General features: G+C 64.6%; 24 protein-coding genes. 9 read left to right on the top strand and 15 right to left on the bottom strand.

The window, feature by feature from the left end:
• Window positions 1-6 precede the first annotated feature (6 nt).
• The 6 genes from puuE (at window position 7) to DOM56_RS01620 (ending at window position 5,048) form a co-directional block, all read left to right on the top strand.
• Window positions 7-930, top strand: coding sequence for an allantoinase PuuE (puuE, locus tag DOM56_RS01645; protein ID WP_110707199.1), 924 nt, complete (start codon window positions 7-9; stop codon window positions 928-930).
• A gap of 305 nt (window positions 931-1,235) precedes the next feature.
• Entirely contained in the window at window positions 1,236-2,051 is an 816-nt protein-coding gene (locus DOM56_RS01640) for a transporter substrate-binding domain-containing protein (RefSeq protein WP_110707198.1), read from the top strand.
• A 14-nt stretch (window positions 2,052-2,065) separates the two neighbouring features.
• The gene (locus DOM56_RS01635) at window positions 2,066-2,749 is read left to right on the top strand and encodes an amino acid ABC transporter permease (RefSeq protein WP_110707197.1); all 684 of its coding nucleotides are present in this window, start codon (window positions 2,066-2,068) and stop codon (window positions 2,747-2,749) included.
• Window positions 2,746-3,402, top strand: coding sequence for an amino acid ABC transporter permease (locus DOM56_RS01630; protein ID WP_110707196.1), 657 nt, complete (start codon window positions 2,746-2,748; stop codon window positions 3,400-3,402). The genes DOM56_RS01635 and DOM56_RS01630 overlap by 4 nt, the downstream gene beginning before the upstream one ends.
• Window positions 3,383-4,111: an amino acid ABC transporter ATP-binding protein gene (locus DOM56_RS01625; RefSeq protein WP_110707195.1), complete on the top strand. Its 729-nt coding sequence runs from the start codon at window positions 3,383-3,385 to the stop codon at window positions 4,109-4,111. Before DOM56_RS01630 ends, DOM56_RS01625 begins: the two co-directional genes overlap by 20 nt.
• Before the next feature lie 94 nt (window positions 4,112-4,205).
• Window positions 4,206-5,048, top strand: coding sequence for a MurR/RpiR family transcriptional regulator (locus DOM56_RS01620; RefSeq protein ID WP_110707194.1), 843 nt, complete (start codon window positions 4,206-4,208; stop codon window positions 5,046-5,048).
• A gap of 49 nt (window positions 5,049-5,097) precedes the next feature.
• Here DOM56_RS01620 and DOM56_RS01615 read toward each other — a convergent pair whose 3' ends face one another.
• A complete protein-coding gene (locus DOM56_RS01615) occupies window positions 5,098-6,537 on the bottom strand; it encodes a TIGR00366 family protein (RefSeq protein ID WP_110707193.1) in 1,440 nt (479 codons plus the stop codon).
• Window positions 6,538-6,851: 314 nt separating this feature from the next.
• Here DOM56_RS01615 and DOM56_RS01610 point away from each other — a divergent pair, with 314 nt between their 5' ends.
• Entirely contained in the window at window positions 6,852-7,709 is an 858-nt protein-coding gene (locus DOM56_RS01610) for a bifunctional allantoicase/(S)-ureidoglycine aminohydrolase (RefSeq protein WP_110707192.1), read from the top strand.
• Between the two features lie 15 nt (window positions 7,710-7,724).
• Here DOM56_RS01610 and DOM56_RS01605 read toward each other — a convergent pair whose 3' ends face one another.
• The 6 genes from DOM56_RS01605 to DOM56_RS01580 all read right to left on the bottom strand — a co-directional run bounded on the left by DOM56_RS01605 (window position 7,725) and on the right by DOM56_RS01580 (window position 14,631).
• Window positions 7,725-9,017: an FAD-dependent oxidoreductase gene (locus DOM56_RS01605; RefSeq protein WP_110707191.1), complete on the bottom strand. Its 1,293-nt coding sequence runs from the start codon at window positions 9,015-9,017 to the stop codon at window positions 7,725-7,727.
• A gap of 53 nt (window positions 9,018-9,070) precedes the next feature.
• Window positions 9,071-9,733 carry a GntR family transcriptional regulator gene (locus DOM56_RS01600; RefSeq protein ID WP_110707190.1) on the bottom strand — a complete coding sequence of 221 codons (663 nt, stop codon included), beginning with the start codon at window positions 9,731-9,733 and terminating at the stop codon, window positions 9,071-9,073.
• Window positions 9,734-9,894: 161 nt separating this feature from the next.
• Window positions 9,895-10,845, bottom strand: a complete 951-nt coding sequence (locus DOM56_RS01595) for a dihydrodipicolinate synthase family protein (protein WP_110707189.1) — start codon at window positions 10,843-10,845, stop codon at window positions 9,895-9,897.
• A gap of 59 nt (window positions 10,846-10,904) precedes the next feature.
• Window positions 10,905-11,849, bottom strand: a complete 945-nt coding sequence (locus tag DOM56_RS01590) for a 4-hydroxyproline epimerase (protein WP_110707188.1) — start codon at window positions 11,847-11,849, stop codon at window positions 10,905-10,907.
• 318 nt (window positions 11,850-12,167) lie between these two features.
• Window positions 12,168-13,607, bottom strand: coding sequence for an NCS1 family nucleobase:cation symporter-1 (locus DOM56_RS01585; RefSeq protein ID WP_110707569.1), 1,440 nt, complete (start codon window positions 13,605-13,607; stop codon window positions 12,168-12,170).
• A 463-nt stretch (window positions 13,608-14,070) separates the two neighbouring features.
• Window positions 14,071-14,631 carry a hypothetical protein gene (locus DOM56_RS01580; RefSeq protein ID WP_110707187.1) on the bottom strand — a complete coding sequence of 187 codons (561 nt, stop codon included), beginning with the start codon at window positions 14,629-14,631 and terminating at the stop codon, window positions 14,071-14,073.
• Between the two features lie 197 nt (window positions 14,632-14,828).
• Here DOM56_RS01580 and DOM56_RS01575 point away from each other — a divergent pair, with 197 nt between their 5' ends.
• On the top strand, window positions 14,829-15,314 hold the full coding sequence (locus DOM56_RS01575) for an ureidoglycolate lyase (RefSeq protein ID WP_110707186.1): 486 nt from the start codon (window positions 14,829-14,831) through the stop codon (window positions 15,312-15,314).
• 176 nt (window positions 15,315-15,490) lie between these two features.
• Here DOM56_RS01575 and DOM56_RS01570 read toward each other — a convergent pair whose 3' ends face one another.
• The 8 genes from DOM56_RS01570 to DOM56_RS01535 form a co-directional block, all read right to left on the bottom strand.
• Window positions 15,491-16,981 carry a sodium:solute symporter family protein gene (locus tag DOM56_RS01570; protein WP_110707185.1) on the bottom strand — a complete coding sequence of 497 codons (1,491 nt, stop codon included), beginning with the start codon at window positions 16,979-16,981 and terminating at the stop codon, window positions 15,491-15,493.
• 202 nt (window positions 16,982-17,183) lie between these two features.
• Window positions 17,184-17,576 (bottom strand): RidA family protein, encoded by a 393-nt coding sequence (locus DOM56_RS01565; RefSeq protein ID WP_071231068.1) that lies wholly within the window; start codon window positions 17,574-17,576, stop codon window positions 17,184-17,186.
• Window positions 17,577-17,629: 53 nt separating this feature from the next.
• Entirely contained in the window at window positions 17,630-19,099 is a 1,470-nt protein-coding gene (locus tag DOM56_RS01560) for a D-aminoacylase (RefSeq protein ID WP_110707184.1), read from the bottom strand.
• Window positions 19,100-19,115: 16 nt separating this feature from the next.
• Window positions 19,116-19,979: a MurR/RpiR family transcriptional regulator gene (locus DOM56_RS01555; RefSeq protein WP_110707183.1), complete on the bottom strand. Its 864-nt coding sequence runs from the start codon at window positions 19,977-19,979 to the stop codon at window positions 19,116-19,118.
• Window positions 19,980-20,142: 163 nt separating this feature from the next.
• Window positions 20,143-20,907: an amino acid ABC transporter ATP-binding protein gene (locus DOM56_RS01550; protein ID WP_110707182.1), complete on the bottom strand. Its 765-nt coding sequence runs from the start codon at window positions 20,905-20,907 to the stop codon at window positions 20,143-20,145.
• Window positions 20,904-21,578 carry an amino acid ABC transporter permease gene (locus tag DOM56_RS01545; RefSeq protein WP_110602023.1) on the bottom strand — a complete coding sequence of 225 codons (675 nt, stop codon included), beginning with the start codon at window positions 21,576-21,578 and terminating at the stop codon, window positions 20,904-20,906. Before DOM56_RS01545 ends, DOM56_RS01550 begins: the two co-directional genes overlap by 4 nt.
• Before the next feature lies 1 nt (window position 21,579).
• Window positions 21,580-22,245: an amino acid ABC transporter permease gene (locus tag DOM56_RS01540; protein WP_110707181.1), complete on the bottom strand. Its 666-nt coding sequence runs from the start codon at window positions 22,243-22,245 to the stop codon at window positions 21,580-21,582.
• A gap of 81 nt (window positions 22,246-22,326) precedes the next feature.
• Window positions 22,327-23,166: a transporter substrate-binding domain-containing protein gene (locus tag DOM56_RS01535; protein ID WP_110602027.1), complete on the bottom strand. Its 840-nt coding sequence runs from the start codon at window positions 23,164-23,166 to the stop codon at window positions 22,327-22,329.
• Between the two features lie 166 nt (window positions 23,167-23,332).
• On the opposite strand from DOM56_RS01535, the gene DOM56_RS01530 reads away from it, so the two are divergent.
• Window positions 23,333-24,103, top strand: a complete 771-nt coding sequence (locus DOM56_RS01530) for an IclR family transcriptional regulator (protein ID WP_110707180.1) — start codon at window positions 23,333-23,335, stop codon at window positions 24,101-24,103.
• Window positions 24,104-24,124 lie beyond the last annotated feature (21 nt).

Genomic DNA, 24,124 nt, shown 5'->3' with positions numbered 1-24,124 from the left:
CTGCGCATGATCTCCCCGGATTATCCCCGCGATCTGATCGGCTACGGCCGCAACCCGCCCCAGGCCAACTGGCCCGGCCAGGCCCGGGTCGCGGTGCAGTTCGTGCTCAACTACGAGGAGGGCGGCGAGAACAGCGTGCTGCACGGCGATGACTATTCCGAGCAGTTCCTCTCCGAGATCGCCGGGGCAGAGGCCTATCCGGCGCGCCACCTGAGCATGGAGTCGATTTACGAGTACGGCTCCCGCGCCGGGGTGTGGCGGGTGCTCAAGGAGTTCGAGCGCCGCGGCCTGCCGCTGACGGTATTCGGTGTGGCGATGGCGCTGGAGCGCAATCCGGAAGCCGCCCAGGCGTTCCGCGAGCTGGGCCATGAAGTGGCCTGCCACGGCTACCGCTGGATCCACTACCAGAACGTGCCTGAAGCGGTTGAGCGGGCGCACCTGCAGCGCGCGCTGGCGATCTTCGAGTCGCTCTACGGCGAGCGCCCGCTGGGCTGGTACACCGGCCGTGACAGCCCCAACACCCGCCGTCTGCTGGTCGACGAGGGGGGCTTCCTCTACGACAGCGACTACTACGGTGACGACCTGCCGTTCTGGATGCCGGCCGAGGACAGCCAGGGCAAGACCCATCAGCATCTTGTCGTCCCCTACACGCTGGACAGCAACGACATGCGCTTCGCCTCGCCGACCGGATTCGATCACGGCGAGCCGTTCTTCCAGTATCTGCGCGACGCCTTCGACGTGCTCTACGCGGAGGGGGCAGAGACGCCCAAGATGCTCTCGATCGGCCTGCACTGCCGGCTGATCGGCCGGCCCGGCCGCTTCCGTGCGCTGCAGCGCTTCCTCGATCATCTCGAGGCCCACGACCGGGTGTGGATAACCCGACGTGTGGATATCGCCCGCCACTGGGCCAGCCAGCACCCGGCCACCTAGCGAACCGGTCATGCCGGGTTTGAATCCCGTGAATCGAACCCGGCATCCACCGCGCATCTTCATGGTGCGCTGGGGGCTCTCCCGTGCTCCTGATTGGACCAATCTCTCCCCCTGCCCGGTCCTCGAGACGGTGATCCCGGTCTCTAAGCGTTGGCTAACTCCCTGAATCGACAGCGCAGATAACCGATCTGGCGTCGAGCTTGCTAAGACGTGATGTGAAACCAACGTTTCTCATCCGGTAGAGAAGTCGCCAATCGTTTCTCCATCGGCATAACAACGTACAAGCTCTCCTCAGGAGGTATGGCATGTTCGCCTGCGTCAAGAATCGATTCTCGCGTCAGCTCGTGCTGGCGCTCTGCTGCACCGTCGTCGCCGGCCTCGCCGCTGCCACGGCCCAGGCCAGTGACCTGGAGACCATCGAGCAGCGTGGCACGCTGCGGGTCGCGGTACCGCAGGACTTTCCGCCGTTCGGCTCGGTGGGCACCGATCTGCAACCGCAGGGCTACGACATCGATATGGCGCAGTATCTGGCCGACCAGATGGATGTCGATCTGAAGCTGGTGACCGTCACCAGTGCCAATCGCATCCCGTTCCTGCAGACCGACAAGGTCGATCTGGTGATCTCGAGTCTGGGCAAGAACCCCGAGCGCGCCGCGGTGATCGACTTCACCGAGGCCTACGCACCGTTCTTCCTCGGCGTGTTCGGCACACCCGATGCCGCACCGGTCGAAGATGCTACGGGGCTCGCCGGCAAGACCATCGGGGTGACCCGCGGCTCGGTCGAGGACATGGAGCTCTCCGATCTGGCACCGAGCGATACCACCGTCCAGCGCTTCGAGGACAACGCCACCACGATCTCCGCGTTTCTCTCCGGCCAGGTCGACTACATCGCCACCGGTAACGTGGTCGCGGCACAGATCGCCGAGCGCAACGCCGAGCGGGCGCCGACCATGGTGTTCCGGATCAAGAATTCGCCCTGCTATATCGGCCTGGCCAAGGATAACGAGGCGCTGAAGACGCGCGTCAATGCACTGATCGAGCAGGCCAAGCAGGATGGCACGCTGGAATCGATGTCGCAGAAGTGGTTCCACACCGCGCTGCCCGACGATCTCTCCTCCTGAGTGGGTAAGCGGTCATGACGCTGGATTTCTCCACGCTGCTGCCCTACACGGATCAGATCCTGCACGGCTTGATGACGACGCTGTGGCTGACTGCCGTGACGACGATGGCCGGCATCGCCCTGGCGATCGTCGTCGCCTATCTGCGGGACGGGGCTTTCAAAGGGCGACCGAGCCTCGTCAGCCGCCTGCTGGGCGGCTATGTCGAGGTCATCCGCAACACGCCGTTCATCGTGCAGCTGTTCTTTCTGTTCTTCGGCCTGCCGGCGCTGGGCATCCCGATCAGCGCGACGGTCGCGGCGCTGCTGGCGATGATTCTCAATCTTGGCGCCTATACCGCCGAGATCCTGCGCGCCGGGATCGACTCGACCCAGCGAGGCCAGCATGAAGCCGCCCGCGCGCTGGGGCTGTCGCGTCTACAGAGCTTTCGGCACGTGGTCCTGGTGCCGGCGTTTTCACGGATTTATCCGTCGCTGATCAGCCAGTGCATCATCGTGATGCTGGGCTCCGCGGTGGTTTCCCAGATCTCGGTCTTCGATCTGACTTACGCCGCCAACTTCATCCAGTCCCGCAACTTCCGCGGCTTCGAAGTCTATCTGGTGGTGACGCTGATCTATCTGCTGCTGGCGGTGGGGCTGCGGCTGGCGTTCGAGTTCGTCGGGCGCCGCCTGTTCGCGTTTCGCCAGGGAGGTTCGGCATGACCGATTTCACGCTGTGGGACATCGTCCGCAACCTGCTGCTGGCAGGGCGCTGGACGGTGGTCCTGTCGCTGATCGCCTTTGCCGGGGGCGCACTTGTCGGGCTGGTACTGACCCTGCTGCGGATGGGTGGCTTGAAGCCGATTCGCTGGCTGATCCGGCTCTACGTCGATCTGTTCCAGGGCACGCCGCTGCTGATGCAGCTGTTCCTGGCCTATTTCGGTGCCGCGGCGCTGGGGTTCGACGTCTCCGCCTGGACCGCGGCCAGCGTGGCGCTGACGCTGTTCACCAGCGCCTTCCTGTGCGACATCTGGCGCGGCTGCGTCGAGGCGGTACCCAGCGGCCAGTGGCAGGCATCCCGGGTGCTCGGGCTGAACTATCTGCAGTCGATGCGCCACGTCATCCTGCCGCAGGCGCTGCGCCTGGCAATACCGCCGACCGTCGGCTTCTCGGTACAGGTCATCAAGGGCACCGCGCTGGCGTCGGTGATCGGCTTCGTCGAGCTGACCAAGGCCGGCACCATGCTCAACAACGCGGCGTTTGCGCCCTTCACCATCTTCGCGCTGGTGGCGCTCGGATATTTCATCCTCTGCTATCCGCTGTCCCGCTACGCCCGTCACCTGGAGAAAAAGCTCTATGGCGCTGGTATCCGTTAAAGACCTGCATAAATCCTTCGGCGAGCTGGAGGTGCTCAAGGGCATCGATCTGGAGATCGAGGCCGGCGAGGTGGTGTCGATCATCGGCCGCAGCGGCTCGGGCAAGAGTACCCTGCTGCGCTGCCTCAACCAGCTCGAGCAACACGACTGGGGTACCATCCATCTGGCCGATCAGCGTCTCGACGGCACCGCGATGTCGCCGGGGGAGCTGAGCCAGAACGTCGGCATGGTGTTTCAGAGCTTCAACCTGTTCCCGCACAAGACGGTGGTCGAGAATGTGATGCTGGCACCGGTGGTGGTCAAGCAGACGCCCCGGGAAGAGGCACGCCGCATTGCCGAGTCGGTGCTCGCCAAGGTGGGGATGTCCGAGAAGGTCGACGCCTATCCAGCCCAGCTCTCCGGTGGCCAGCAGCAGCGCGTGGCGATTGCCCGGGCACTGGCGATGAATCCCAAGGTACTGCTGTGTGACGAGGTAACCTCGGCGCTCGACCCCGAACTGGTGGGCGAAGTGCTGCGCGTGCTCGAAGATCTGGCGAGTGAAGGGATGACGCTGATCCTGGTCACCCATGAGATGAAGTTCGCCCGCGACGTCAGTGACCGCGTCGTCTTCATGCATCAGGGACGAATCCACGAATCCGGCGATCCGCAGACGCTATTCTCCCAACCCAGGACACCGGAGTTGAGTCAGTTCATCGCTTCGGTGATCTGAGCCGACGCCCGGCGGGCGCAGCCCGTGACCCCGGGCGCAGCGGTGGGGAATATCGATGGTAGAGTGACCGCAGCCATCATCAGGGAATGTACGCATGCAGGGCCATATCGGACGTCAGCTCCAGCAGCGCTTCGGCGAACTGGCGCCGCAGGAGCGGCGCGTCGCCAGTTTCATTCTGGATCACTTCGAGGATCTCGCGATCTACAGCGCCGCCGACCTGGCGCGCCTCTCGGGGGTCTCCAAGGCCACCGTGACGCGGCTGTTCCGGCGTCTGGGCTACGCCGACTTCAAGGCGGTCAAGGCCCACGCCCGCGAGCTGCGCCACTTCGGCGTGCCGCTGGCGGCGGGCAGCGATGCCCTGGGCGAGGGTGCCGAGCGCAGTGCCCGACACCTGGCCCGCGAGCAGGAGAATCTACAGCGCTGCCTCGAGGAACTCTCGGCGACCAGCTTCGAGGCCGTGATCGGCGCGCTCGACGCCGCGCCGCGGCTGGCGGTGGTGGGGTATCGCAACAGCTATCCGCTGGCGCTGCATCTGCGCCAGCAGTTGCTGCAGTGCCGCCCCGGCGTGGCGCTATGGCCGGCGCCCAACCAGTCGCTGGCCGAGGAGCTCGCCGAGCTCGATCCCGAGGCGCTGGTGGTGCTGTTCGGCTTCCGCCGCCGGCCGCGGGTGTTCGACGCGCTGGTCGAGACCCTGGCGGCGCGCGGGCAACCCTGCCTGCTGATCGGGGATGCCACCACCGCGCGCTACGCCGAACGCGTCACCTGGCGGCTGGCCTGTCCGCTGGACAGCGTCTCGGCCTTCGACAGCTACGCCGCGCCGATGAGCCTGATCTGCCTGCTGGCCAACGCCCTGCTGCACCGTCGGCTGGCGGCCGGGCGGGCGCGGATCGATGGCATCACCGATCTGTATGAGTCGCTCGACGAGCTGGGCCCCTGAACCCGACCGCCTCCGCGCCGTCGACGCGGAGACAGTCTGCGTCCGGACCCTAGCCTTGCCAGCCGGTGGCCTGGGCAAACAGTAGCAGGGCCACGGCGATCGCCACCCAGGCGCCGAACAGCGGCAGGAAGAAGCGCACCCAGCGCTGCCACGGCACGCCGGCCAGCGCCAGGGTGGCCATGAAGTAGCCGGAGGTGGGGTAGAGAATGTTGCCGATGCCGTCGCCCAACTGATAGGCGAGGACCGCGGTCTGGCGGGTCACCCCGAGCAGATCCGAGAGCGGCGCCATGATCGGCATGGTCACCAGCGCCTGGCCGCTGCCGGAGGGGACCACGAAGTTGAAGCCGAGCTGGGCGAGATACATGCCCAGCGCCGAGAACAGCGTGGGCAGGCCGCCCACCGCGACCCCGAGGCCGTGGACCATGGTGTCGAGCACCTGGCCATCTTCCAGCACCACGGCCACGGCGCGCGCGATACCGGCGATCATGGCGCCGACCATGACGTCACGGAAGCCCTCGTTGAAGCCTTCGCAGATGGCGTCGACCTTGAGTCCGGCGATCAGGCCGACGGAGATACCCATGACGATGAACAGCCCGGCCATCTCGAGCATGAACCAGCCCTGCCCGAGCACGCCGTAGACCAGGGCGGCGAAGAAGCCGAAGGCGGCCAGGATGGCGGCCTTCTGACGCCCGCTGGCGCGTGGCTTGTCGGCATCCAGCGCATGCTGGTAGTGGCGCCGCTTGGCGCGCTCGTCGGCGTCGTCGTCGAGCAGGCTGGCGCCGGCGTCGTCACGCACCCGGCGGGCGTAGCGCAGCACCCACACCACGGCCACCGCGAGCATGGCGATGAGCGCGACCAGGCGCAGGCCGAAGCCCGAATAGAGCGGCAGGTGGGAGAGCTGCTGGCCGAGCCCGGTGTTGATCGGATTGAGCACCCCGGCGGTGAAGCCGGCGGTGGTGGCACACAGCGCGACCGCGGCAGCCACCACTGAGTCGAAGCGCAGCGCGATCATCAGCGGCAGGATCACCGGCACATAGACCAGCGACAGCTCCTGGGTGCCGATCAGCGTGGCGATGACGGCGAACAGGGTCATCAGCACCGGAATCACCCACAGGCTGCGGCCGGCGAAGTGGCGCGTCAGGTTATCCACACCCAGTTCGATGATGCCGGTACGCCGCAGCACCGCGAACATGCCGCCGATGATCAGGGTGAAGAACACCACCTGGCCGGCGCTCATCAGGCCGTTGGGGATCGCCAGCAGAAAATCGGTCAGTCCGGTCGGCGTGGCGGGCACGTAGTGGAAAGAGGCCGGATCGATGGTGGTGCGTCCCGCTGGCCCCGGTATGCGCTCGTAGACGCCGGCGGGGATCAGGTAGGTGGCGATCGCCGCGAGGACGATGAAAAGGAAAAGGATGGCGTAGATATGCGGGATATGAAACGATCGTTTCTTGTGCGAACGGTCAAGATCCGCTTCGGATGATGGGCTCATGGACGCTTCGTCTTCTCTGTCGTGTTGATGTTGTGATTGCCGGTCGAACCGGCGGAGAGCGCTTTTATTCGGGGTGTGATGCCGTCCCCGTATTATCCTTGTGGTGATGCCGTGGGCCTGCGCGAGTCGCAGAGCCGCTCGGGTTCGATCGATAGTTTCACAACTCGATGGCCGCGAAAAGCCCTCTTCCGTTACGCTAGTTTCATTGCCGTTTCATCCGCGTTTCATTGATGTTTCATGGGCGTGTGCTGGCCCGGGGATCGCGCTCGGTCGCGAGTCATCCGGGGAGGCCGTGCCTTCACCGAGGAGGATCCATGTCGCAACCTGACGCCCCCCGCGGCACCCAGCCGCCACGCAGTTACTACGCCCCCCATGGCGGTTTGCCGCCGCAGAGCCAGCTTATCCATGGCCGTGCGGTGTTCACCGAGGCCTACGCGGTGATTCCCAAGGGGGTGATGAGCGATATCGTCGTGAGCTTCCTGCCGCACTGGGAAAAGACCCGGCTGTGGGTGCTGTCGCGGCCGCTCTCCGGCTTCGCCGAGACCTTCTCCCAGTACATCATGGAAGTTTCGCCCGGTGGCGGCAGCGACCGGCCGGAGCCGGACGAAGGTGCCGAGGGCGTACTGTTCGTGGTCGAGGGCGAGATGCGTTTGACCGTCGATGACGAGCACCACGAGATGGTGCCGGGGGGCTACGCCTATCTGCCGCCGGGGTGCGACTGGCAGCTGCGCAATACGAGCGATGCGCCGGTGCGCTTCCACTGGATCCGCAAGGCGTATGCGTTCGTCGAGGGGATCGAGGTGCCGCCGGCCTTCGTCACCAACGAGCAGACGATAGAGCCGACTCCGATGCCGGATACCGACGGCCGCTGGGCGACCACGCGCTTCGTCGATCCCGCCGACCTGCGCCACGACATGCACGTCACCATCGTCACCTTCCAGCCGGGCGGGGTGATTCCGTTCGACGAGACCCATGTGATGGAGCACGGCCTCTACGTGCTGGAGGGGCGCGCGGTCTACCACCTCAACCAGGACTGGGTCGAGGTCGAGGCCGGCGACTACATGTGGCTGCGCGCCTTCTGCCCGCAGTCCTGCTACGCCGCCGGATCGCAGCCGTTCCGCTATCTGCTCTACAAGGACGTCAACCGGCACATGAAGCTCGGCCTCTCCTGAGGGGAGCGGCCAGGTTCAGTCGAAGCGGGAGAGCCGATAGGGCGCCAGCGACGGCAGGTCAGGTGGCTCGGTCGATGGGTGGCCCTCGGCCGGGCCGGCCAGGTCGGCGATCAGTTCGGCGGTGATCGCCGCCTGGGTCAGCCCCAGGTGATGATGCCCGAAGGCCAGCAGCACGCGGCCATGCTCGAGACGATCGATGATCGGCAGCGAGTCCGGCAGCGACGGGCGGAAGCCCATCCAGGGTGTGGCGTCCCCGGCGTCGAGATCGGTCTTGAACAGGCCCCGGCTCAGTCGGTGAAGCTGCCAGGCCCGTTCCATGTTGGGCGGTGCGACCAGCCCCGCGAACTCCACGGTGCCGGCAAGCCTCAGCCCGGTTTCCATCGGCGTCATGATGAAGCGTCGCTCCAGCGAGGTCACCGCGAAGGGCAGTCGCTCATGCTCACGGGGCAGCATCAGGTGATAGCCGCGCTCAGTGTCCAGCGGTACGTGCTTGCCGGTGAGCTGGGCCGTCAACTCGGCCGAGTGGGCGCCACAGGCGATCAGCACTTGGCTGGCCTTGCGTTCGCCGGCGTCGGTCATCAACGCGACGCCGCTGTCGGTCAATCGCGCCGACTGCACGCTGGCCTGCTCGAACTGCACCCCTTCTTGTTTGGCCGCATCGACCAGCGTGTTGACGACGCGCCATGGATCCACCACATGACCCGTCGCGGGAAAGAACAGCCCGCCCTGCAGGTCGGTGGAAAGCTGAGGTGCCGCACGCCGAATCGCCTCTCGCTCCCACCGTTCCACCGGCACCTGCTGGGCGCGCATGCGCGACTCGAGTGCTGCGAGCTTCGAGTGCGACTCCGGCTTTTCGTAGACCAGCAGCGAGCCATCCGCCCTGAGCAGGTGAGCGCTATCGACCGATGCCAGCAGGCGTTGCCACGCCGCCAGGCTGCGCTCGTTGAGAGCACGAAGGCCGGCCACGCTTGCGCGGAACGGCGCCGGGCGCAGGTTCAGGACCAGCCGGGTCAGCCACGGCAGCGCGCGGGGCAGGTATTTCCAGTCCAGCCGCAGGGGGCCCATGGGATCCATGAGCATGCCGGGCAGGGAGCGCAGGATCGACGCATCGGCGATCGGAAAGACCTGCTCGGTGGCCAGATGGCCCGCGTTGCCGTAGGAGGCGCCCCGCCCCGGCGCCTGGCGATCGAGTACCCGCACGCGGTGACCTCGGCGCGCCAGTGCCAGGGCACTCGTCACGCCGACGAGGCCGGCACCGACGACGATGGTATCGGCATCGGTCAGAGCCGAAGGGGATGGGTTCGGCATGGGCTACCTCATGACCAGGCGACAGGGTTGGGGAGCAGAGAGTGCGCGACGGTTCAGGCGCTGCGCAGGCTCTTCTCCAGTACCGCCGCGATGCCCTCCGCGGCGTCCTTGATATGGCGTTCCAGCAGGCGGCAGGCCGGGTCGACATCGCCGCGGCGCGCCAGTTCGAGCAGCTCGCGATGTTCGCGTTCGGCTTTCTCGATTTCGCGGGTGTAGACCAGCTGCATGCGGATATAGCGCCCCGACTTGGTGTTCAACTGACCGATCATGGCCAGCGTCTCGGGTAGCCCGGAAGGGGCGTACAGCGCGTGATGGAACGCGAAGTTGTAGTCGCTCCAGTTGTCGATCTGGCTGCCGGCGTCGAGCGCGGCGTCGTACTGGCGAAGGATGCTCGCGGCGTGCTCGAGATCCTCCGCATTTAGGTTTGGGATCGCATAGCGCAGCACGTGGGTCTCGAGCAGCACGCGCAGATCGAACAGCTCACGAATCGCGGCCACGGAGAGCTCGGTGGTGAAGGCGCCGCGATGGGCGTGGAACTCCACCAGTCCCTCGGACTCGAGCGTCAGCAGGGCCTCCCGGACGGGAATGCGGCTGACGTCGTAGTCCTTGGCCAGGGCATCCTGACGCAGCTGGGAGCCGCCCTTGAATTCACCGCCGAGAATGCGCTCACGCAGGTCATCGGCGACATGCTGGGCTCGGGTCTTGAAATTTGCCATGGGAGATCATCGTTCTCGCGGTATTTTGGATATTGTATGCAAACCGCAAGTCACCCACCACGCGTGTCGATAGCGCGGGTGGCTTTCCGCCGGCTTCCCGCCGGCTTCCGGCAGGCGAGGCGGCAAGCCGATCCGCCTCGCCGTCGACTCGGCCGGGAGCGCTACCTGGCCTTGTCGAGCTGGGCCGACCACTGTGCGTACCACTCACGGAACAGCGCGTACTGGGTCTCGACGTAGCGGCGTTGGGCCTCGCTCAAGACGTCGCTCTCATTGAAGTGCAGGCGGTACTCGCTATCGCCGTTCAGCACCATCAGATGCTTGTAATAGAGCACCAGGTCCACGCCTTCGTCGAAGGAGGAGAGTACCGACAGCGCCGATTCCAGCTCCTGGGCCTGGCGCCGAGCCTCGAGATCGCCGGTGGCGGCCTTCTCGCAGAGCGCGACCAGTTGCAGCACCTCTCTCGGCAGGGCGTTGCCGACCCCGGTGATGGCGCCGGTGGCATGGCAGTTGACGAAACCATGGAACACCTGGGTATCGACGCCGACCATCAGGCTGACGTCGTCGTCCTGGGAGGTGATGTGTTCGGCGGCGTAGCGCAGATCGTCCGCACCACCGAACTCCTTGAAACCGATCAGGTTGGGATGTTCGCGACGCAGCGCGAAGAACAGCTCGGCGCGGGTGGCGAAGCCGTAATAGGGGCTGTTGTAGATCACCGCCGGCAGTTCGGGCGCGGCTTCCAGAATCGCCGAGAAGTGCGCCTTCTGGGCGGCGAGGGCGGTACCACGGGAGAGCACCCGGGGAATGACCATCAACCCTTGCGCGCCGACCCTGGCCGCATGGGCGGCGTGGGAGACCGCTTCCTTCGAATTGACCGCGCCGGTGCCGACGATGACGGGCACGCCGGCGGCGACCAGCCGGGCCACGCCCTCCTGACGCTCGGCTTCGCTGAGCAGCGGCCAGTCGCCCATGGAGCCGCAGTAGACCACCGCGCGCATGCCGAGATCGACCAGCTCGCGCCCCTTGGCGACCAGGGCGTCGTAGTCGGGCGTGCGATCCGCGGTGCAGGGGGTCATCAGGGCGGGAATGCAGCCGGTGAAGATGGAGTCGTTCATGGTTGTCCTCTGGCACTGTTTTCGGAAGTCATGCGTGGTCGGGAGTGATGCGTGAGCGGCTAGGACGCGGTGATGCCCCAGGCGAACGGATCGCTGTCGTCGATCAGCAGGGTGGCATCGGCGGTGACGTAGGCGCTGCCGGTGATGAAGGGAAGGACGCGATCGCCCTGCCATTCGTAGCGCCCCTCGAAGCGGCTACCGGTGATGCTGGCCTGCACCCAGGTCTCGCCGGGGGCCAGCTTGCCGTCCGCCGCCAGGCAGGCCAGCTTGGCGCTGGTGCCGGTGCCACAGGGGGAGCGGTCGTAGGCCTTGCCGGGGCAGAGCACGAAGTTGCGGCTGTCGGCCGGCGGGTTGCCGTGGGTGTCCGCGGCGAACAGCTCGATATGATCGATGTGGCCACCGTTCTCGCCGGTGATGGCCTGCGCATCCAGCGCCTGGCGGATTGCCCAGGTAAAGGCCGTCAGCGCTTCCTCGTTGGCCAGCGCCAGCGTCTGGTCGTGCTCACCCACCAGGAAGAACCAGTTGCCGCCCCAGGCGATGTCGCCATGTACCACGCCATAACCCGGCACCTCGACCGGCACGCGCTGGCGATAGCGGTAGGCGGGCACGTTGCCCACGGTGACCGCACCGTCGTCGTGGAGGATGGCGCTGACCTGTCCCACCGGGGTATCGATGCGATGGGTGCCCGGATTCAGCTTGCCGAGGTGGTGCAGCGACGCCACCAGCCCGATGGTGCCGTGGCCGCACATGCCCAGGTAGCCAGTATTGTTGAAGAAGATCACTCCGCAGCTGGCGTCCGGGGAGACCGGCTCGCAGTAGAGCGCTCCCACCAGCACGTCGTTGCCCCTCGGCTCGAGCAGACAGGCCCGCCGCCATTGATCATGGTGCTCGCGCAGCAGATCGCGCTGGGCGGCCATGTCGCCGGTCAGCGCCGGGAAGCCCGACATCACCAGCCGGGTCGGCTCGCCGCCGGTGTGGGAGTCGATGACGTTGATACGCTGCATGCGGATTTCCCCTCTGATCTGGGCGTGGTCTGGGCGGGCCGGAGTGGCGGCCGACAGGCATCGAAGAGCGTGGCCGATTTCGATATTGTAGATTTTATACAATCTTTGAGGCGATAAGGAAAGCGGGCGGGAGGTCGGGGACGGATAATCCTGTCACAAGGCGGCGGTTGGGAGTCGTGCGTTCACGGCCGTGACAAGGAAGAAGGGCGCAAGGCCTAGGCATGAGGCAGCGGGATGTCAGCTACCGACGACCGATATGGAGAGGGTCAAGAGAGATAGCTGGCAGTGCCCCGGCGGCCAGCCGCCGGGGCACTGGGGTCAGGAGGCGACCGCTGCCGCTGCGGTGGCGCGGCGCATGCCCATGGCGTAGAAGGTGGCGCCGAGCGCGCCGCCGATGAACACCGAGAAGTGGCCGAGATCGCCCAGCGGCAGGAAGTTGATCATGATGCCGATCAGCGACGCGGCGACGACGGCCTTCACCGCCGCCGGATTGAAGCCGTTGCGGTACCAGTAGGGGCCGTTGGGGTCGACGCTGAACAGTGCATCGACGTCGATCTGCCCGCGGCGAATGCGGTAGTAGTCCATGATCAGGATGCCGTAGAGCGGGCCGATGGCCGCCGCCAGCAGGTCCACGGTGTAGTGGATGATTTCCGGGTTGCTGAACAGGTTCCACGGGGTGAGGAAGATTGAGCCCACCGCAGCGATGAAGCCGCCGGTCCGGAAGCTGATCTTGCTGGGCGCCATGTTGGAGAAGTCGAACGCCGGGGCGACGAAGTTGGCGACGATGTTGATCCCGATGGTGGTGGTGACGAAGGTCGCGGCACCGAGCAGGGCGATGAAGGTGTTGTCGAGTCGCGCCACGGTCTGGATCGGGTCGTCGATCATCTCACCGAACACCGGCAGGGTCGCCGAGACCATCATCACCGTGGTGGCGGAGAAGACCAGGAAGTTGACCGGCAGGCCCCAGAAGTTGCCGCGCTTGACGTCCTCGAAGCTGCGGGCGTAACGGGTGAAGTCGCCGAAGTTGAGCGTCGGGCCGGCGAAGTAGCCGGCCACGATGGCCGCGGCAATCACCATCTGCCACAGCTGCTCGCCGGGGGAGAGCTGGATGTCGCTGAGGGTGAAGCTGATGTTGGACCAGCCCGCCTGCCACACCAGCCACGCCGCCAGCACGAACATCACCACGTAGACCGCCGGGCCGCTCCAGTCGATGAAGCGCCGGATCGAATCCATGCCGTGCCAGAAGACGATCGCTTGCAGGCACCACAGCAGCATGAAGCTGATCCAGCCAAGATAGGAGAGCCCCAGGAAGCTGGGGCCGGCCAGCGACTCCATGCCGGGGAAGAGCCGTAGTAGCACGATCGTCAGCGCGTTGGAGGCGAGAAAGGTCTGGATGCCGTACCACACCACGGCGATCAGGCCGCGAATCATCGCCGGGATATTGGCGCCGAATACGCCGAACGAGAGCCGGCAGATTACCGGAAAGGGGACCGCGGCCTTCTGGCTCGGTCTCGCCATCAGGTTGGCGAAGATCTGCACGATGCAGATACCCACCAGCAGCGAGATCAGTACCTGCCAGCCGGCCAGCCCCAGCGCGAACAGGCTGGCAGCGACCACGTAGCCGCCGACGCTGTGCACGTCGGAAAGCCAGAAGGCGAGAATGTTGTACCAGTTCCAGTTCTGTTGCGTCGGCGCAAGATCGGCATTGTGCAGCCGGTTACTGTACTGGTGTGATGAGTGATGCGGTTGCTGTGGCATGGCGAACGCCCTCCGCGGGGCCGTGTTGTGATTGTGATTGTGATCCGCATTTTTTGTATACAAGATGCGTGCCATGTTCGCCATCCACGAATAGTAGAAGGCCGTCGTCGTGGTACAGAATCCGTCGCTCATGGATAATTTGGCCACCTATCAAGCGTCTGAGCGGCCACGGTGGGTGGAAAGCGGGGTCGAGCGAGTGTCACGGACGGTAGTGCTCTATCTCCTATATTGCCGGGAGTTGCACGATTTTTGGGCAGATCGGCGATGCTCGGCACGGTTTGGGGGCAGTGGCTGCACACAGGTATCAATCAGAGGGAACTCGAGCCATCCTGGTACCTGTGCTGAAAGTTTTTGTATACGACGATCGCTTGTTGCGGCCTCGATAAGGTCGATGAGTGGATGATAGCGATTCAATGGGTTCTGTTTTTCATGCCCGCGGCACTAGCACGAGCCTCGTATCACGTCAGTTAGCTAGTGAAACGACGACGTCGATGACGCAGACCGGTACGTAGATCAGCGCGATGGAGGAATACACCTTACGCGATCTGGCAAAGAAAGCGCCGATGGGAAGCGCAATCATGATGAGGTCCATAACGCCCCAGAGAGCAAGGGGAGAGGTCCTCAGAAACGCGATATTTACGATAGACCCGAAAAAAAGATACGCCGAAAGCGAGAGCAGCGCGTAGCGACCATCCTGTTCAAAGTAAACGCGAAGTTCGGCTTGCTCGTCCTCGCTTCGGTTTGGCAATAGCAACGCCGCGGACACGAACAGCGACAACGCCAGCAGAACGAGCAATAAGAATTCGGGGAACGAGAACGTCGTTTTGACTTCAGGGAGCGAATTGATTGCCCACCAGAACTCCAATTGCATCGAGAACAGAATGGCGGCCCAGACAATAGGCACCCAATCCAGCTTCGCGGCACGACGAATACGGAACACCGTTACCGCCCCCAGTAGAAGGCGGGTGACGGAAAGCCCCAGTACCATGGAAAGCATGGTGGCGATGATGGGAAAATTGCTCACGATGCCTCCTGATCGACGGCTTTTCGACAAACGGATCACAATGCGATGTCTGTCGACAGAATGGCCCTCCTGGATCATCGTCGCGACTCCCATCTTGCAAGGGAGGCACGAGTCGCGCTGGACCTGAATTAATGGAGAATAGACTCGAACCGATTGAAAACCGCAACGCCCCGGCAACAACGACGAGAGAAACCGGAATGTTGGAATTGATAGCTCAACCGCTGAGCGCCAAGCCCTTCGCGCCGTTCGGCGATGTGATCGACTCACGCGGCAGCGAGTCGTTCCCGATCAACAACGGCCGCACCCGGCGTCACCACGCGCTGGCCAAGATCGAGATCGTCGATACGCCATCGCCACCGCTGATCAGCATCTTCGTCAGCCAACCGGTGACGCTGCCGCTGGAGATCGAGCTGCTCGAGCGCCATCCGCTGGGCAGCCAGGCATTCATGCCGCTGCACGAGGAGCGCTTCATCGTGGTCGTGGCGCCGCCGGGCGACGATATCGATCCGAACGCGATTCGCGCCTTCGTCACGGACGGCCACCAGGGGGTCAACTACCGGGCCGGCACCTGGCACGCGGTCCATTCGGTACTGGAGAAAGAGGGGGAGTTTCTGGTCGTCGATCGCGGTGGCGCCGACAACCTCGACGAGCGGGAGATAGGGATTCGGGTCGTGCTGCCTTAGCGAGTCGGTGGCGCGAAGAACTGGCGATCCATGTCGGGTTGGTCGATGTCGGAGAGTTCGAAAAGCATCTCCCGCACGTGCTCGCTCATGCGCGCGGACCGGGCGTGAATACGGTGACCGCTACAAGAACGCCACCCCGATGGGGTGGCGTTTTCGTTGGTGTCGACGGTTCCGTATCAGACTGACTTGCCGCTGAGCGCGCTGGCGGGGTCCTCCTCCAGTTCCATGTGCTCGCGTTCGTCGTCGATGATCTTGAGCGCCTGTTCCGGTGTCACCTTCGAGGCCGGGGTGACCAGGCTGACGACGATGCCCACGACCAGTGCGACCAGGACGGCGGGGATACTGGGGTTGCCCCAGAAAGCGGTCCAGCTGTCGACATTGATCACCGCCAGCGAGGTCGCCGATGCGGCGATCAGGGTGGCGATGGCGCCCTGCCAGTTGTAGCGTGGCCAGAAGCGCCCCAGCACGCCACAGACGAACATCCCCGCCATCACCGTGGCGATCATGCTGGTGATATAGCTGATGACGTTGTTGGAAGTGAGTGCGAACAGCAGCGCCAGGCCGATGGTGGCGACCAGCGCCAGCCGGGACAGCCCCACGACCTTGCGAGCCGACGGCGTGTGGCCGGTAAACAGCACATAGACATCGCGCAGCAGGATCGAGACGCCGGCAATGGCATCGGAGCTGGCGCTGGACATGGTCGCCGACAGCCCCGCCACCAGCAGCAGCAGGCCGAGCCACAGCGGCAGAATCTCGGTGGCGAGGAACGGGAAGGCGAAGTTGCTGTTGTCCAGGCCGGGATTCAACGCGTGCGTCGCCATGCCGATGATCGCCGGGATGATCGAGAAGAATAGATAGAGGATGCCGGTGATCACGAACGACTTGCGCACCGAGCCCACCGAGTTGCCGGAGTAGATCCGCTGGCGGTAGGAGGGCGTGGCCAGCACGCCGACAGCAATGACGGCGGCGAGCGAGATGGCCGGTATCAGTCCGATCTTGTCGATGCCGAGGAAACTGGTGGCCGCGACGTCCATGTTGGCACCGAGTCCGGAGAAGCCGCCGACCTCGAATAGCGCGATGATCGCCATCACGATGAAGCCGACGAACAGCACCACCGCCTGCACGGTATCGGTCCAGATCACCGCCATGTAGCCGCCGATCACGCAGTAGATACCGAAGCCCAGGGCCACCAGTATGCGTGCGGTGGTCAGGTCGATCCCCGCCATCCATGACAGATAGAGGCCGCCGCCGAGGATATGGGCGCCCAGCCAGCCGATGCAGGCGATATAGATCAGCACCGCGACGATGTTGCGCACCCAGCGATTGGCGCCGACGTAGTAGGAGAGCTCCTCGCTCATGGTCATGAAGCGGAAGCGGCGTACCGGGGCGAACCAGAACGCCAGCAGCAGCACGCCGATGGCGCCGCCGATGCCGTAGAGCGCTCCGGCCCAGCCATTGGCATAGCCGAACCCGACGGCGCCCATGCTCGAGCCGGTGCCGACCATGGTCGCCACCGTGGTGCCGATGGTGAGGAAGATCGGAACGCTACGCCCGCCGAGCAGGAAATCGTCGCCGTTACTGCGACTGTTGCGAGAGACCCACCACCCGAACGCGATCATGACGAGCACGTAGGCGACGAAGGCCCCGAGGAAAACGTGACTGTTCATAACGACCTCTTATAATTGTCGTTCCGGTCGTTGCCGCGACCGGAGCAGTGTGGAATATCATGGCCCATGAGGTTTTTCACTGCGGTCGCGCCCTTGCCGGGGCGCGACCACCTTTCTTTCTCACGCCTTTTCCGGCGTCTCTTCCTTGCTTGCGAGAGTGTCAGTGAATCGGCGCTGCCTCGAAGCGCAGCAAGCTACGAGACTAGGCGCGATCGGCGCGATAGCACTTGATGTCCACTTCCACCTTGCAGTCCACCACCAGGTCCTGGACGCTGCAGATCCGCGCCGGCGGGTGGTCGCCGAACACTTCCTTGAACACCTTGTTGAACGAGCTGAAGTAGCGCGCGTCGGTCAACACCGCAGTGACATGGACGACGTCTTCGACGCCGTAGCCGGCTTCCTCGGCGATCTTCAGGCAGTTGGCGAAGGCCAGCCGCGACTGCTCGATGATGCTGCCCTCGACGACTTCGCCATCGGTCATCGGGGTCTGGCCGGAGACGAACAGCCAGCCGGCCGCTTCGGTGGCGCGGGCGAAGGGCAGTTTCTGGCCACCGGTGCCAACGCCGCCTTCGACGCCATAACGTTTGATGCTCATACGGTTTGCTCCTGGGTTGTCTCAATGATCGGATGGGTAACGCGAGTGAAAAATCATGACGCCGTACGGGACGGTTGAGCGGACAGCCGGACCTGGCGTCGCAGCAGTCGTCCTGCCCTATGTTCGCTGGCCTCGCCTTGGCGATAGCTGACCACGCCGTTGACGACGACCAGCTCGATGCCGCCGGCCCTGGCGATCGGCGCGGTGTAGGTCGCGGTATCCTCGAGGGCGTCGAGGTCGAATAGCACCAGATCGGCAAAGGCGCCGACACGGATTTCGCCGCGATCGGTCAGGCCGAAGTTGGCGGCGGAAAGCCCGGTCATCTTGCGCACCGCCTCGGTCAGCGGCAGCAGTTTCAGATCGCGACTGTAGTGCGCCAGTACCCGCGGGAACGCGCCCCACAGCCGCGGATGCGGATGCGGATCGTTGGGCAGGCCGTCGGAGCCGACCATCGACAACGGATGCGCCAGGACCTGACGCATGTCCGCCTCGCTCATGTTGTGATAGACCGCGCCGGCCGGCTGCAGACGCCGGGCCGCGTCCATCAGCGATACGTCCCATTGTTCGGCGATCGCCTTCAGCGGTTGGCGGGCCATTTCCGGGTGCGGGTCGGACCAGGTGATGAAGATATCGATCTCGTCGGTGACCTGGCCCAGATCCAGCGTCGACGAGCCGGCGGTGTAGGGGTAGCAGTCGCAGTGCACGCCGTGGGAGCGCGCGGCATCGTCGAGCTTGGCCAGCGCCTTGGGGGCATTGCCCCAGTTGCCGGCCCCGGCGCACTTGAGGTGCGAGATCACCAGCGGTGCCCGCCCGTGCCTGGCGGTGGCGAAGGCCTCGTCCATCGCTTCGGGAAGCCCGGCGAATTCGTCGCGCAGATGCGTGGTATAGACGCCGCCGGCTCGGCCGACCGTCTCGACCAGCGTGTTCATCTCGGCGGTGGGGGCGTGATAGGCGTTGCGATAGGCGAGTCCGGAACTCATGCCCACGGCGCCCTCGGCCAGCGCCGTTTCCAGCTGTTCGCGCATGGCGGCGATCTCGGGATCGCTGGCGGCCCGGTCGAAGCGATCCATCACCTGGCTGCGCAGGCTGGTATGGCCGATCAGCGCCGCCACGTTGACGCTGGGCTGCGCCTGCTCGATCGCCTCGGCGTAGGCGGCGAAGGTCGGGTAGCGGAAATCCTCCGCTCGGCCGAGCAGGTTCATCGGGTCCGGCACTTCGCCGGAAAGTCGCACCGGGCTCGCGCTGATACCGCAATTGCCGACCACCACCGTGGTCACGCCCTGGGACAGCTTGGGCAGCATCTGGGGAGTGCGGATGACATTGGTGTCATCGTGGGTATGCACGTCGATGAACCCTGGCGTCAGCACCAGTCCTTGCGCCTCGACCGTCTCGCGGGCGTCGAGGTGACCCAGATCGCCGATGGCGACGATCCGGTCACCGTCGATCGCCACGTCGGCGAGGAAGGGCTCGCGTCCGCTGCCATCGATGAGGCTGGCGCGGCGAATCAGCAAATCGTGAGACATGGGAGCTCCCGGATTCTCAATCCCCCAGCGGCTGGCGGTTGTCGCCGCCACGATGGGCATCGAGGGTGATCTTGAGTCGTCGTAGCTTGTCGCGGGTGCGCGAGCGGTGACGCAGGGCCAGGCCGAGGGCCAACATGTCGATGGCGGCCATCATGGCGTAGCGCGACGACGACGGAAAATAGATGTAGTCGGTCTCGCGGGCTGCCAGCGGCAGCGTGATATCGGCGACCTTGGCCAACGGCGAGCCGGTAGCGGTAATCGCCAGGACCCGCGCGCCGTATTCATGCGCCAGCTCCGCGGCATCATTGATCTCCGGCGTGTAACCGGTGACCGAAAGCGCGACGACCACGTCGGTAGGCTCCAGGGTCGAGGCGACCATGCGCGGCAGCAGCGCCTGGGGATAGGCGCTGATGGCATAACCGAGCCGCACCAGGCGGAACTGCATCTCCTGGGCCATCACCGTCGAACCGCCGCCGGCGCCGAACACCAGGATCTGGCGGGCATCGTCGAGCATCGCCACCGCGCCCTCGACATCGGCCTGCTCCATCAGCGTGCGATTGAGCGCCAGGGTCTGGGCGGCGGTATCGTAGACCACGCCCAGGCCATCGTCCTCGCTGGCCTCCTGGATGAAACGGCGGCCGGCCGCCAGCGCGCGGGTCAGGCGGGTCTTGAGATCACGCACGTTGCGGCACTCCACCGCCCGAGCGAAACGGGTCACCGTGGCATCGCTCACCTCGGCGCGCCTGGCGATCTCACCGATGCTCGCCTCCGCAACGAAGTCGATATCGTCGAAGATCAGGTTCGCGACCTTTTTCTCCGCCTCGCGCAGGCTCGGCAGGCAAGCGGTGATATGCGACAGGATGTCGATCTGCTGGCTCACGGGGCTGTCCTTCGGCATCACTTCGGAGGCGACTCTGTTCTGATACTTTCTAACCTAAAAATATTTTATTTGAAAGTTATTACCACCCTGCGGCGAAGAATCCCGCCCAAAGTCGTAGACATTGCTGCCCCGAGCGGCTCCAGGAGTCAGGCACAAGAAAGCGCTAGAACGACGACGTCTTGAGAAACGCTTGCAGACGTGGCGACTCGGGGTTCAGGAACAGTCGCTGGGGCGGCCCCTGTTCGGCGATTCGACCGTCCTCCATGAATACGACCTTGTCGGAGACGTCCCGCGCGAATCGCATTTCGTGGGTGACCAGCACCATGGTCATGCCTTCCTGGGCGAGGGATCGAATCGTCTCCAGCACCTCGCCGACCCGCTCCGGGTCGAGCGCGGACGTGGCTTCGTCGAACAGCATCACCTTGGGGCTCATGGCGATCGCCCTGGCGATGGCCACGCGCTGCTGCTGGCCGCCGGAGAGCTGGGACGGCCGATGATCGCGCCGCTCGAGCATGCCCACCCGGTCGAGCCAGTGATCGGCCAACTCGACCGCCTGAGGCCTCGGCATGCCCCGGACCTTGGTCAGGCCGAGCGTGACGTTATCCAGCGCACTCATGTGGGGAAACAGGTTGAAGGCCTGGAACACCATGCCGGTCATCGCTCGCTGACGCGCGACTTCCCGCTCGCCGATGCGGACCCGCTGGCCACGGCGGAGGTGATAGCCAATCGCTTCGCCGCCGATCAGAACGTCGCCCTGGTGAAACTCCTCGAGCAGGTTGAGGCAGCGCAGCAGGGTGGTCTTGCCGGAACCGCTGGCGCCGATGATCGATACGACCTCGCCCTCGGCGACGGTGAAATCGATGCCCTTCAGCACCTCGAGCTCGCCGAAACGCTTGTGTAGATCGCGCACTTCCACGATAGGGGTCATACCGCTCTCCTCGTCGGTTGGTCGAGACGCCGACCGATGAAACGCCCGACCTGCTCGATGGCGAAGTCGATCAGGAAATAGATCACCCCGGCCAGCAGGTAGAACTGCATGTTGAGAAAGTTGTTGCTGATGATCTGCTGGGTCGTGAGCAGCAGCTCGGCGACACCGATCACCGACAGCAGCGTCGAGGCCTTCACCATCTCCACCGCGGCGGTGATCCAGGTCGGCAGGGCGTAGCGCAACGCCTGGGGGAACAGGATGTAGCGGAAGATACCGCCGAAGGTGAGGCCGATGGCGCGGCCGGCTTCGATCTGGCCGCGCGACAGCGACTGCAGGGCGCCTCGCAGTATCTCGCTGACATGGGAGGCGCAGAACAGCGTGAGCGCCAACGCGCCGGCCTGGAAAGCGTTGAGGTTCAGACCCACGGCGGAAGAGACGTAGAACGTCGCCAGTACCAGAACCAGTACGGGCGTCCCGCGGATGATGTCGATGTAGAGGCGAGCGGGCCATCTGAGCGGCTTGCCACCGTAGGTGACGGCGATGCCGATCACGATGCCGAGCACGGTGCCGGCCAGGATCGCGATCAGTGATACGGCGAAGGTGATCGCCGCGCCATGCAGCAGCGCGTCGCGATTGGCGACCACTTCATTCAGAAAGTAATCCCATTCCATGTCAGTTTTTCTCCAGCACCAGTCGCTTCTCCATTGCCCTGAGCACCAGCGTGATGGCGTAGCAGCAGACGATGTAGAGCAGCGAGGCGACGAGCCAGACCTCGATCACCCGGAAGGTCTCGGAGTTGATCTTGCGGGCGTAGAACGTCAGTTCGGGAACCGCGATGGTGGCCGCCAGCGAGGTGTCCTTGAACAGCGAGATGAAGTTGTTGCCGAACGCCGGCAGGGCGTTGCGAAACATGATCGGCAGCACGATGTAGCGCTTGATTCGGAATGACGTCAGCCCGATCGCCTGTCCGGCTTCGATCAACCCTTTGGGAACGCTGAGCAGCCCGCCACGGAAGACCTCCGCCATGTAGGCACTGGCGTAGAGCGACAGGGCCACGATGAAGCTGGTGATCTTGTCCAGCGACAGCCCGAGTTGCGGCATGCCGAAGAACAGGAACAGCACGATCACCAGAATCGGCAGATTGCGAAGGATCGATATCCAGGTAAAGGCCAGGCTGCGTAGCCAGGGGCTGGGGGCGCGGCTGGCAAAGGCCACGACCAGCCCCAGCACGGAGCCGATGGCGATCGACACCAGCGCCAGCAGCAGGCCGAGGCCGATACCACTGAGCAGTACCGGCCACTGCGCCAGGATGGGGGCGAAGTTGAAGTGATAGTTCATGTCAGTCCATCCGCTCGGGGAAGCGGTTCGGGAAAGCGTCGCCGGGCCAGAGAGCGCCCGGCAACGCCTGCGGGCCGGGGGTCAGCGCATTTCGGCGGGGAAGCCGGTCTGCGGTGCGGGAGGACGCTCGCCGAACCACTGTTCGAACGCATCGGCATAGCGCTGGAACTCGACGCCGTACATGGCTTCCTCGAGGGTGGTATTGACGAAGTTCAACCAGCGCTGGTCGTCCGGCGAGACCGCGCAGGCATAGGATTGCGGGTTCCAGCTGTAGCCGGCATCGACATAGCGTCCGGCGTTGTTCTTCATGTACCACTTCAACGTCGACAGATCGGTGGCCACGGCATTGGCGCGACGAGAGTTGAGCGCCTGGTAGATCAGGTTCTGGCTCTCGTACTGGTCGACCTTCGCCTGTGGCAGCGCCTGGTGAACCATCTCCTCGGCATAGACGTTCTGCAGCACGGCGATCGTGATGTCGCTGCCGGCCGCCTTGAGCGCGTCGTAGTCGGCATAGTCGCTACCCTTGAGCATCAGCAGGCCGACGCCTTCCCGGTAGTAGGGCACGGTGAACGCCACCTGCTGGGCGCGGGCCGCCGTGACCGTCATCCCCTGGCAGGAGATGTCGACCTTGTTGGTCAGCAGGTTGGGGATGCGGGCATCCGAGGACTGGTTGACGAAACGGACCTTGCTCGGATCGTTGAACAGGCCCTGGGCCAGAATGTGGCCGATATCGGCATCGAAACCGACGGTCTGGCCGTTGTCGGTGAAATGCCAGGGCGGATTCGAGCTGCCGGTGCCGACGATCAGTTCGCCGCGGTCGAGTACCGTCTGCAAGGTATCGGCCTGGGCGGTCGCGGCGGCAAGAGAGGGGATGAGGGTGAACGCCGCAACGGCGCCCAGCGCTTTGAGGATCGTTTTCATGGAGTGGACTCGTCTTGTTGCTGTTATTTGTCCGATATTTCGGACCGTTGTCCGATTTACCGGATGAAATTATACTGCACCCATCCATCGCCCCTGCGCAAGTGGGTTTTCCGGCCGCAGGCGAGGGCCGCTAGACTGATGCCCAGACAGTCATCAACGAGGTGATATGAGCCGTTCCAGTACTACATCGACGCCGCGAGCTCGTGGCGTCGATCGCGTCATCTCGCTGTGCGAGCAGCTTCACTTGCACCGTCAACCGATGACGCCGAAGGAGTTGATGGCGGCCACCGGCGCGCCGCGATCGAGCGTCTACGAGCTGGTCAACCTGCTCAGTGAAGCGGGCTGGCTGGAGACGGAGAGCGACGGCCGGATCTTCTTCGGCCGGGCAATGCACTACTTCGGTCTCGACTATGCCGACCACAACGATCTGCTGCGCCGTGCCCGGCCCGTGATGCGACAGTTATCGGCGCGTTTCGACGAGACCACCCAGCTGTGCATGCTGGATGGTGACAAGTACACGGTCATGCTCAACGAGAACGGCGCCCGGCCTTTTCGTATCAGCTCCGAAGTCGGGGTGAAGGTGCCGATTCCCTGGACCGCATCCGGCCGGGTGCTGCTCGGCGGCATGAGTCGGGAAGCGATGCTGGAGCTGGTACCAGAGGAGGATTTCACGCTTCCCAGCGGCGAGCGTATCGATATCGATGGGTTCATCGCCGATATCGAGTCGACGCGTCGCCGGGGTTACGCCCTGACCGAAGGGCTGGTCGACAGTTTCGCCTGCTGCATGGCCGTTCCCATCCACGAGGGTGCCGGTCCAGCCCTGGCCACGCTCTGCTTCACCGTCGGCCGTGACGCCGACGAAGCGCGCCGTGAAACCTTGCTTACGGCCTTGCGCGAGGCATCCTGTTCGCTCTCCCGCGAGACCGCCCCCCGCTGACATCCCCATCCGGAGAACAGA

The sequence above is a fragment of the Salinicola sp. CR57 genome (assembly GCF_003206585.1).
Classification (GTDB): Bacteria; Pseudomonadota; Gammaproteobacteria; order Pseudomonadales; family Halomonadaceae; genus Salinicola; species Salinicola lusitanus.
This window is presented reverse-complemented; position numbering and strand designations above follow the sequence as displayed.

What these genes read in the sequence shown, in the direction of transcription:
- DOM56_RS01610 (WP_110707192.1), top strand. Translation starts at nt 6,852, where the DNA reads ATGTCGCAACCTGACGCCCCCCGCGGCACCCAGCCGCCACGCAGTTAC.
- DOM56_RS01570 (WP_110707185.1), bottom strand. Translation starts at nt 16,981, where the DNA reads ATGAACAGTCACGTTTTCCTCGGGGCCTTCGTCGCCTACGTGCTCGTC.
- DOM56_RS01560 (WP_110707184.1), bottom strand. Translation starts at nt 19,099, where the DNA reads ATGTCTCACGATTTGCTGATTCGCCGCGCCAGCCTCATCGATGGCAGC.
- DOM56_RS01635 (WP_110707197.1), top strand. Translation starts at nt 2,066, where the DNA reads ATGACGCTGGATTTCTCCACGCTGCTGCCCTACACGGATCAGATCCTG.
- DOM56_RS01615 (WP_110707193.1), bottom strand. Translation starts at nt 6,537, where the DNA reads ATGAGCCCATCATCCGAAGCGGATCTTGACCGTTCGCACAAGAAACGA.
- DOM56_RS01620 (WP_110707194.1), top strand. Translation starts at nt 4,206, where the DNA reads ATGCAGGGCCATATCGGACGTCAGCTCCAGCAGCGCTTCGGCGAACTG.
- puuE (WP_110707199.1), top strand. Translation starts at nt 7, where the DNA reads ATGATCTCCCCGGATTATCCCCGCGATCTGATCGGCTACGGCCGCAAC.
- DOM56_RS01575 (WP_110707186.1), top strand. Translation starts at nt 14,829, where the DNA reads ATGTTGGAATTGATAGCTCAACCGCTGAGCGCCAAGCCCTTCGCGCCG.
- DOM56_RS01630 (WP_110707196.1), top strand. Translation starts at nt 2,746, where the DNA reads ATGACCGATTTCACGCTGTGGGACATCGTCCGCAACCTGCTGCTGGCA.
- DOM56_RS01585 (WP_110707569.1), bottom strand. Translation starts at nt 13,607, where the DNA reads ATGCCACAGCAACCGCATCACTCATCACACCAGTACAGTAACCGGCTG.
- DOM56_RS01530 (WP_110707180.1), top strand. Translation starts at nt 23,333, where the DNA reads ATGAGCCGTTCCAGTACTACATCGACGCCGCGAGCTCGTGGCGTCGAT.
- DOM56_RS01600 (WP_110707190.1), bottom strand. Translation starts at nt 9,733, where the DNA reads ATGGCAAATTTCAAGACCCGAGCCCAGCATGTCGCCGATGACCTGCGT.
- DOM56_RS01590 (WP_110707188.1), bottom strand. Translation starts at nt 11,849, where the DNA reads ATGCAGCGTATCAACGTCATCGACTCCCACACCGGCGGCGAGCCGACC.
- DOM56_RS01625 (WP_110707195.1), top strand. Translation starts at nt 3,383, where the DNA reads ATGGCGCTGGTATCCGTTAAAGACCTGCATAAATCCTTCGGCGAGCTG.
- DOM56_RS01545 (WP_110602023.1), bottom strand. Translation starts at nt 21,578, where the DNA reads ATGGAATGGGATTACTTTCTGAATGAAGTGGTCGCCAATCGCGACGCG.
- DOM56_RS01640 (WP_110707198.1), top strand. Translation starts at nt 1,236, where the DNA reads ATGTTCGCCTGCGTCAAGAATCGATTCTCGCGTCAGCTCGTGCTGGCG.
- DOM56_RS01565 (WP_071231068.1), bottom strand. Translation starts at nt 17,576, where the DNA reads ATGAGCATCAAACGTTATGGCGTCGAAGGCGGCGTTGGCACCGGTGGC.
- DOM56_RS01535 (WP_110602027.1), bottom strand. Translation starts at nt 23,166, where the DNA reads ATGAAAACGATCCTCAAAGCGCTGGGCGCCGTTGCGGCGTTCACCCTC.
- DOM56_RS01595 (WP_110707189.1), bottom strand. Translation starts at nt 10,845, where the DNA reads ATGAACGACTCCATCTTCACCGGCTGCATTCCCGCCCTGATGACCCCC.
- DOM56_RS01550 (WP_110707182.1), bottom strand. Translation starts at nt 20,907, where the DNA reads ATGACCCCTATCGTGGAAGTGCGCGATCTACACAAGCGTTTCGGCGAG.
- DOM56_RS01605 (WP_110707191.1), bottom strand. Translation starts at nt 9,017, where the DNA reads ATGCCGAACCCATCCCCTTCGGCTCTGACCGATGCCGATACCATCGTC.
- DOM56_RS01540 (WP_110707181.1), bottom strand. Translation starts at nt 22,245, where the DNA reads ATGAACTATCACTTCAACTTCGCCCCCATCCTGGCGCAGTGGCCGGTA.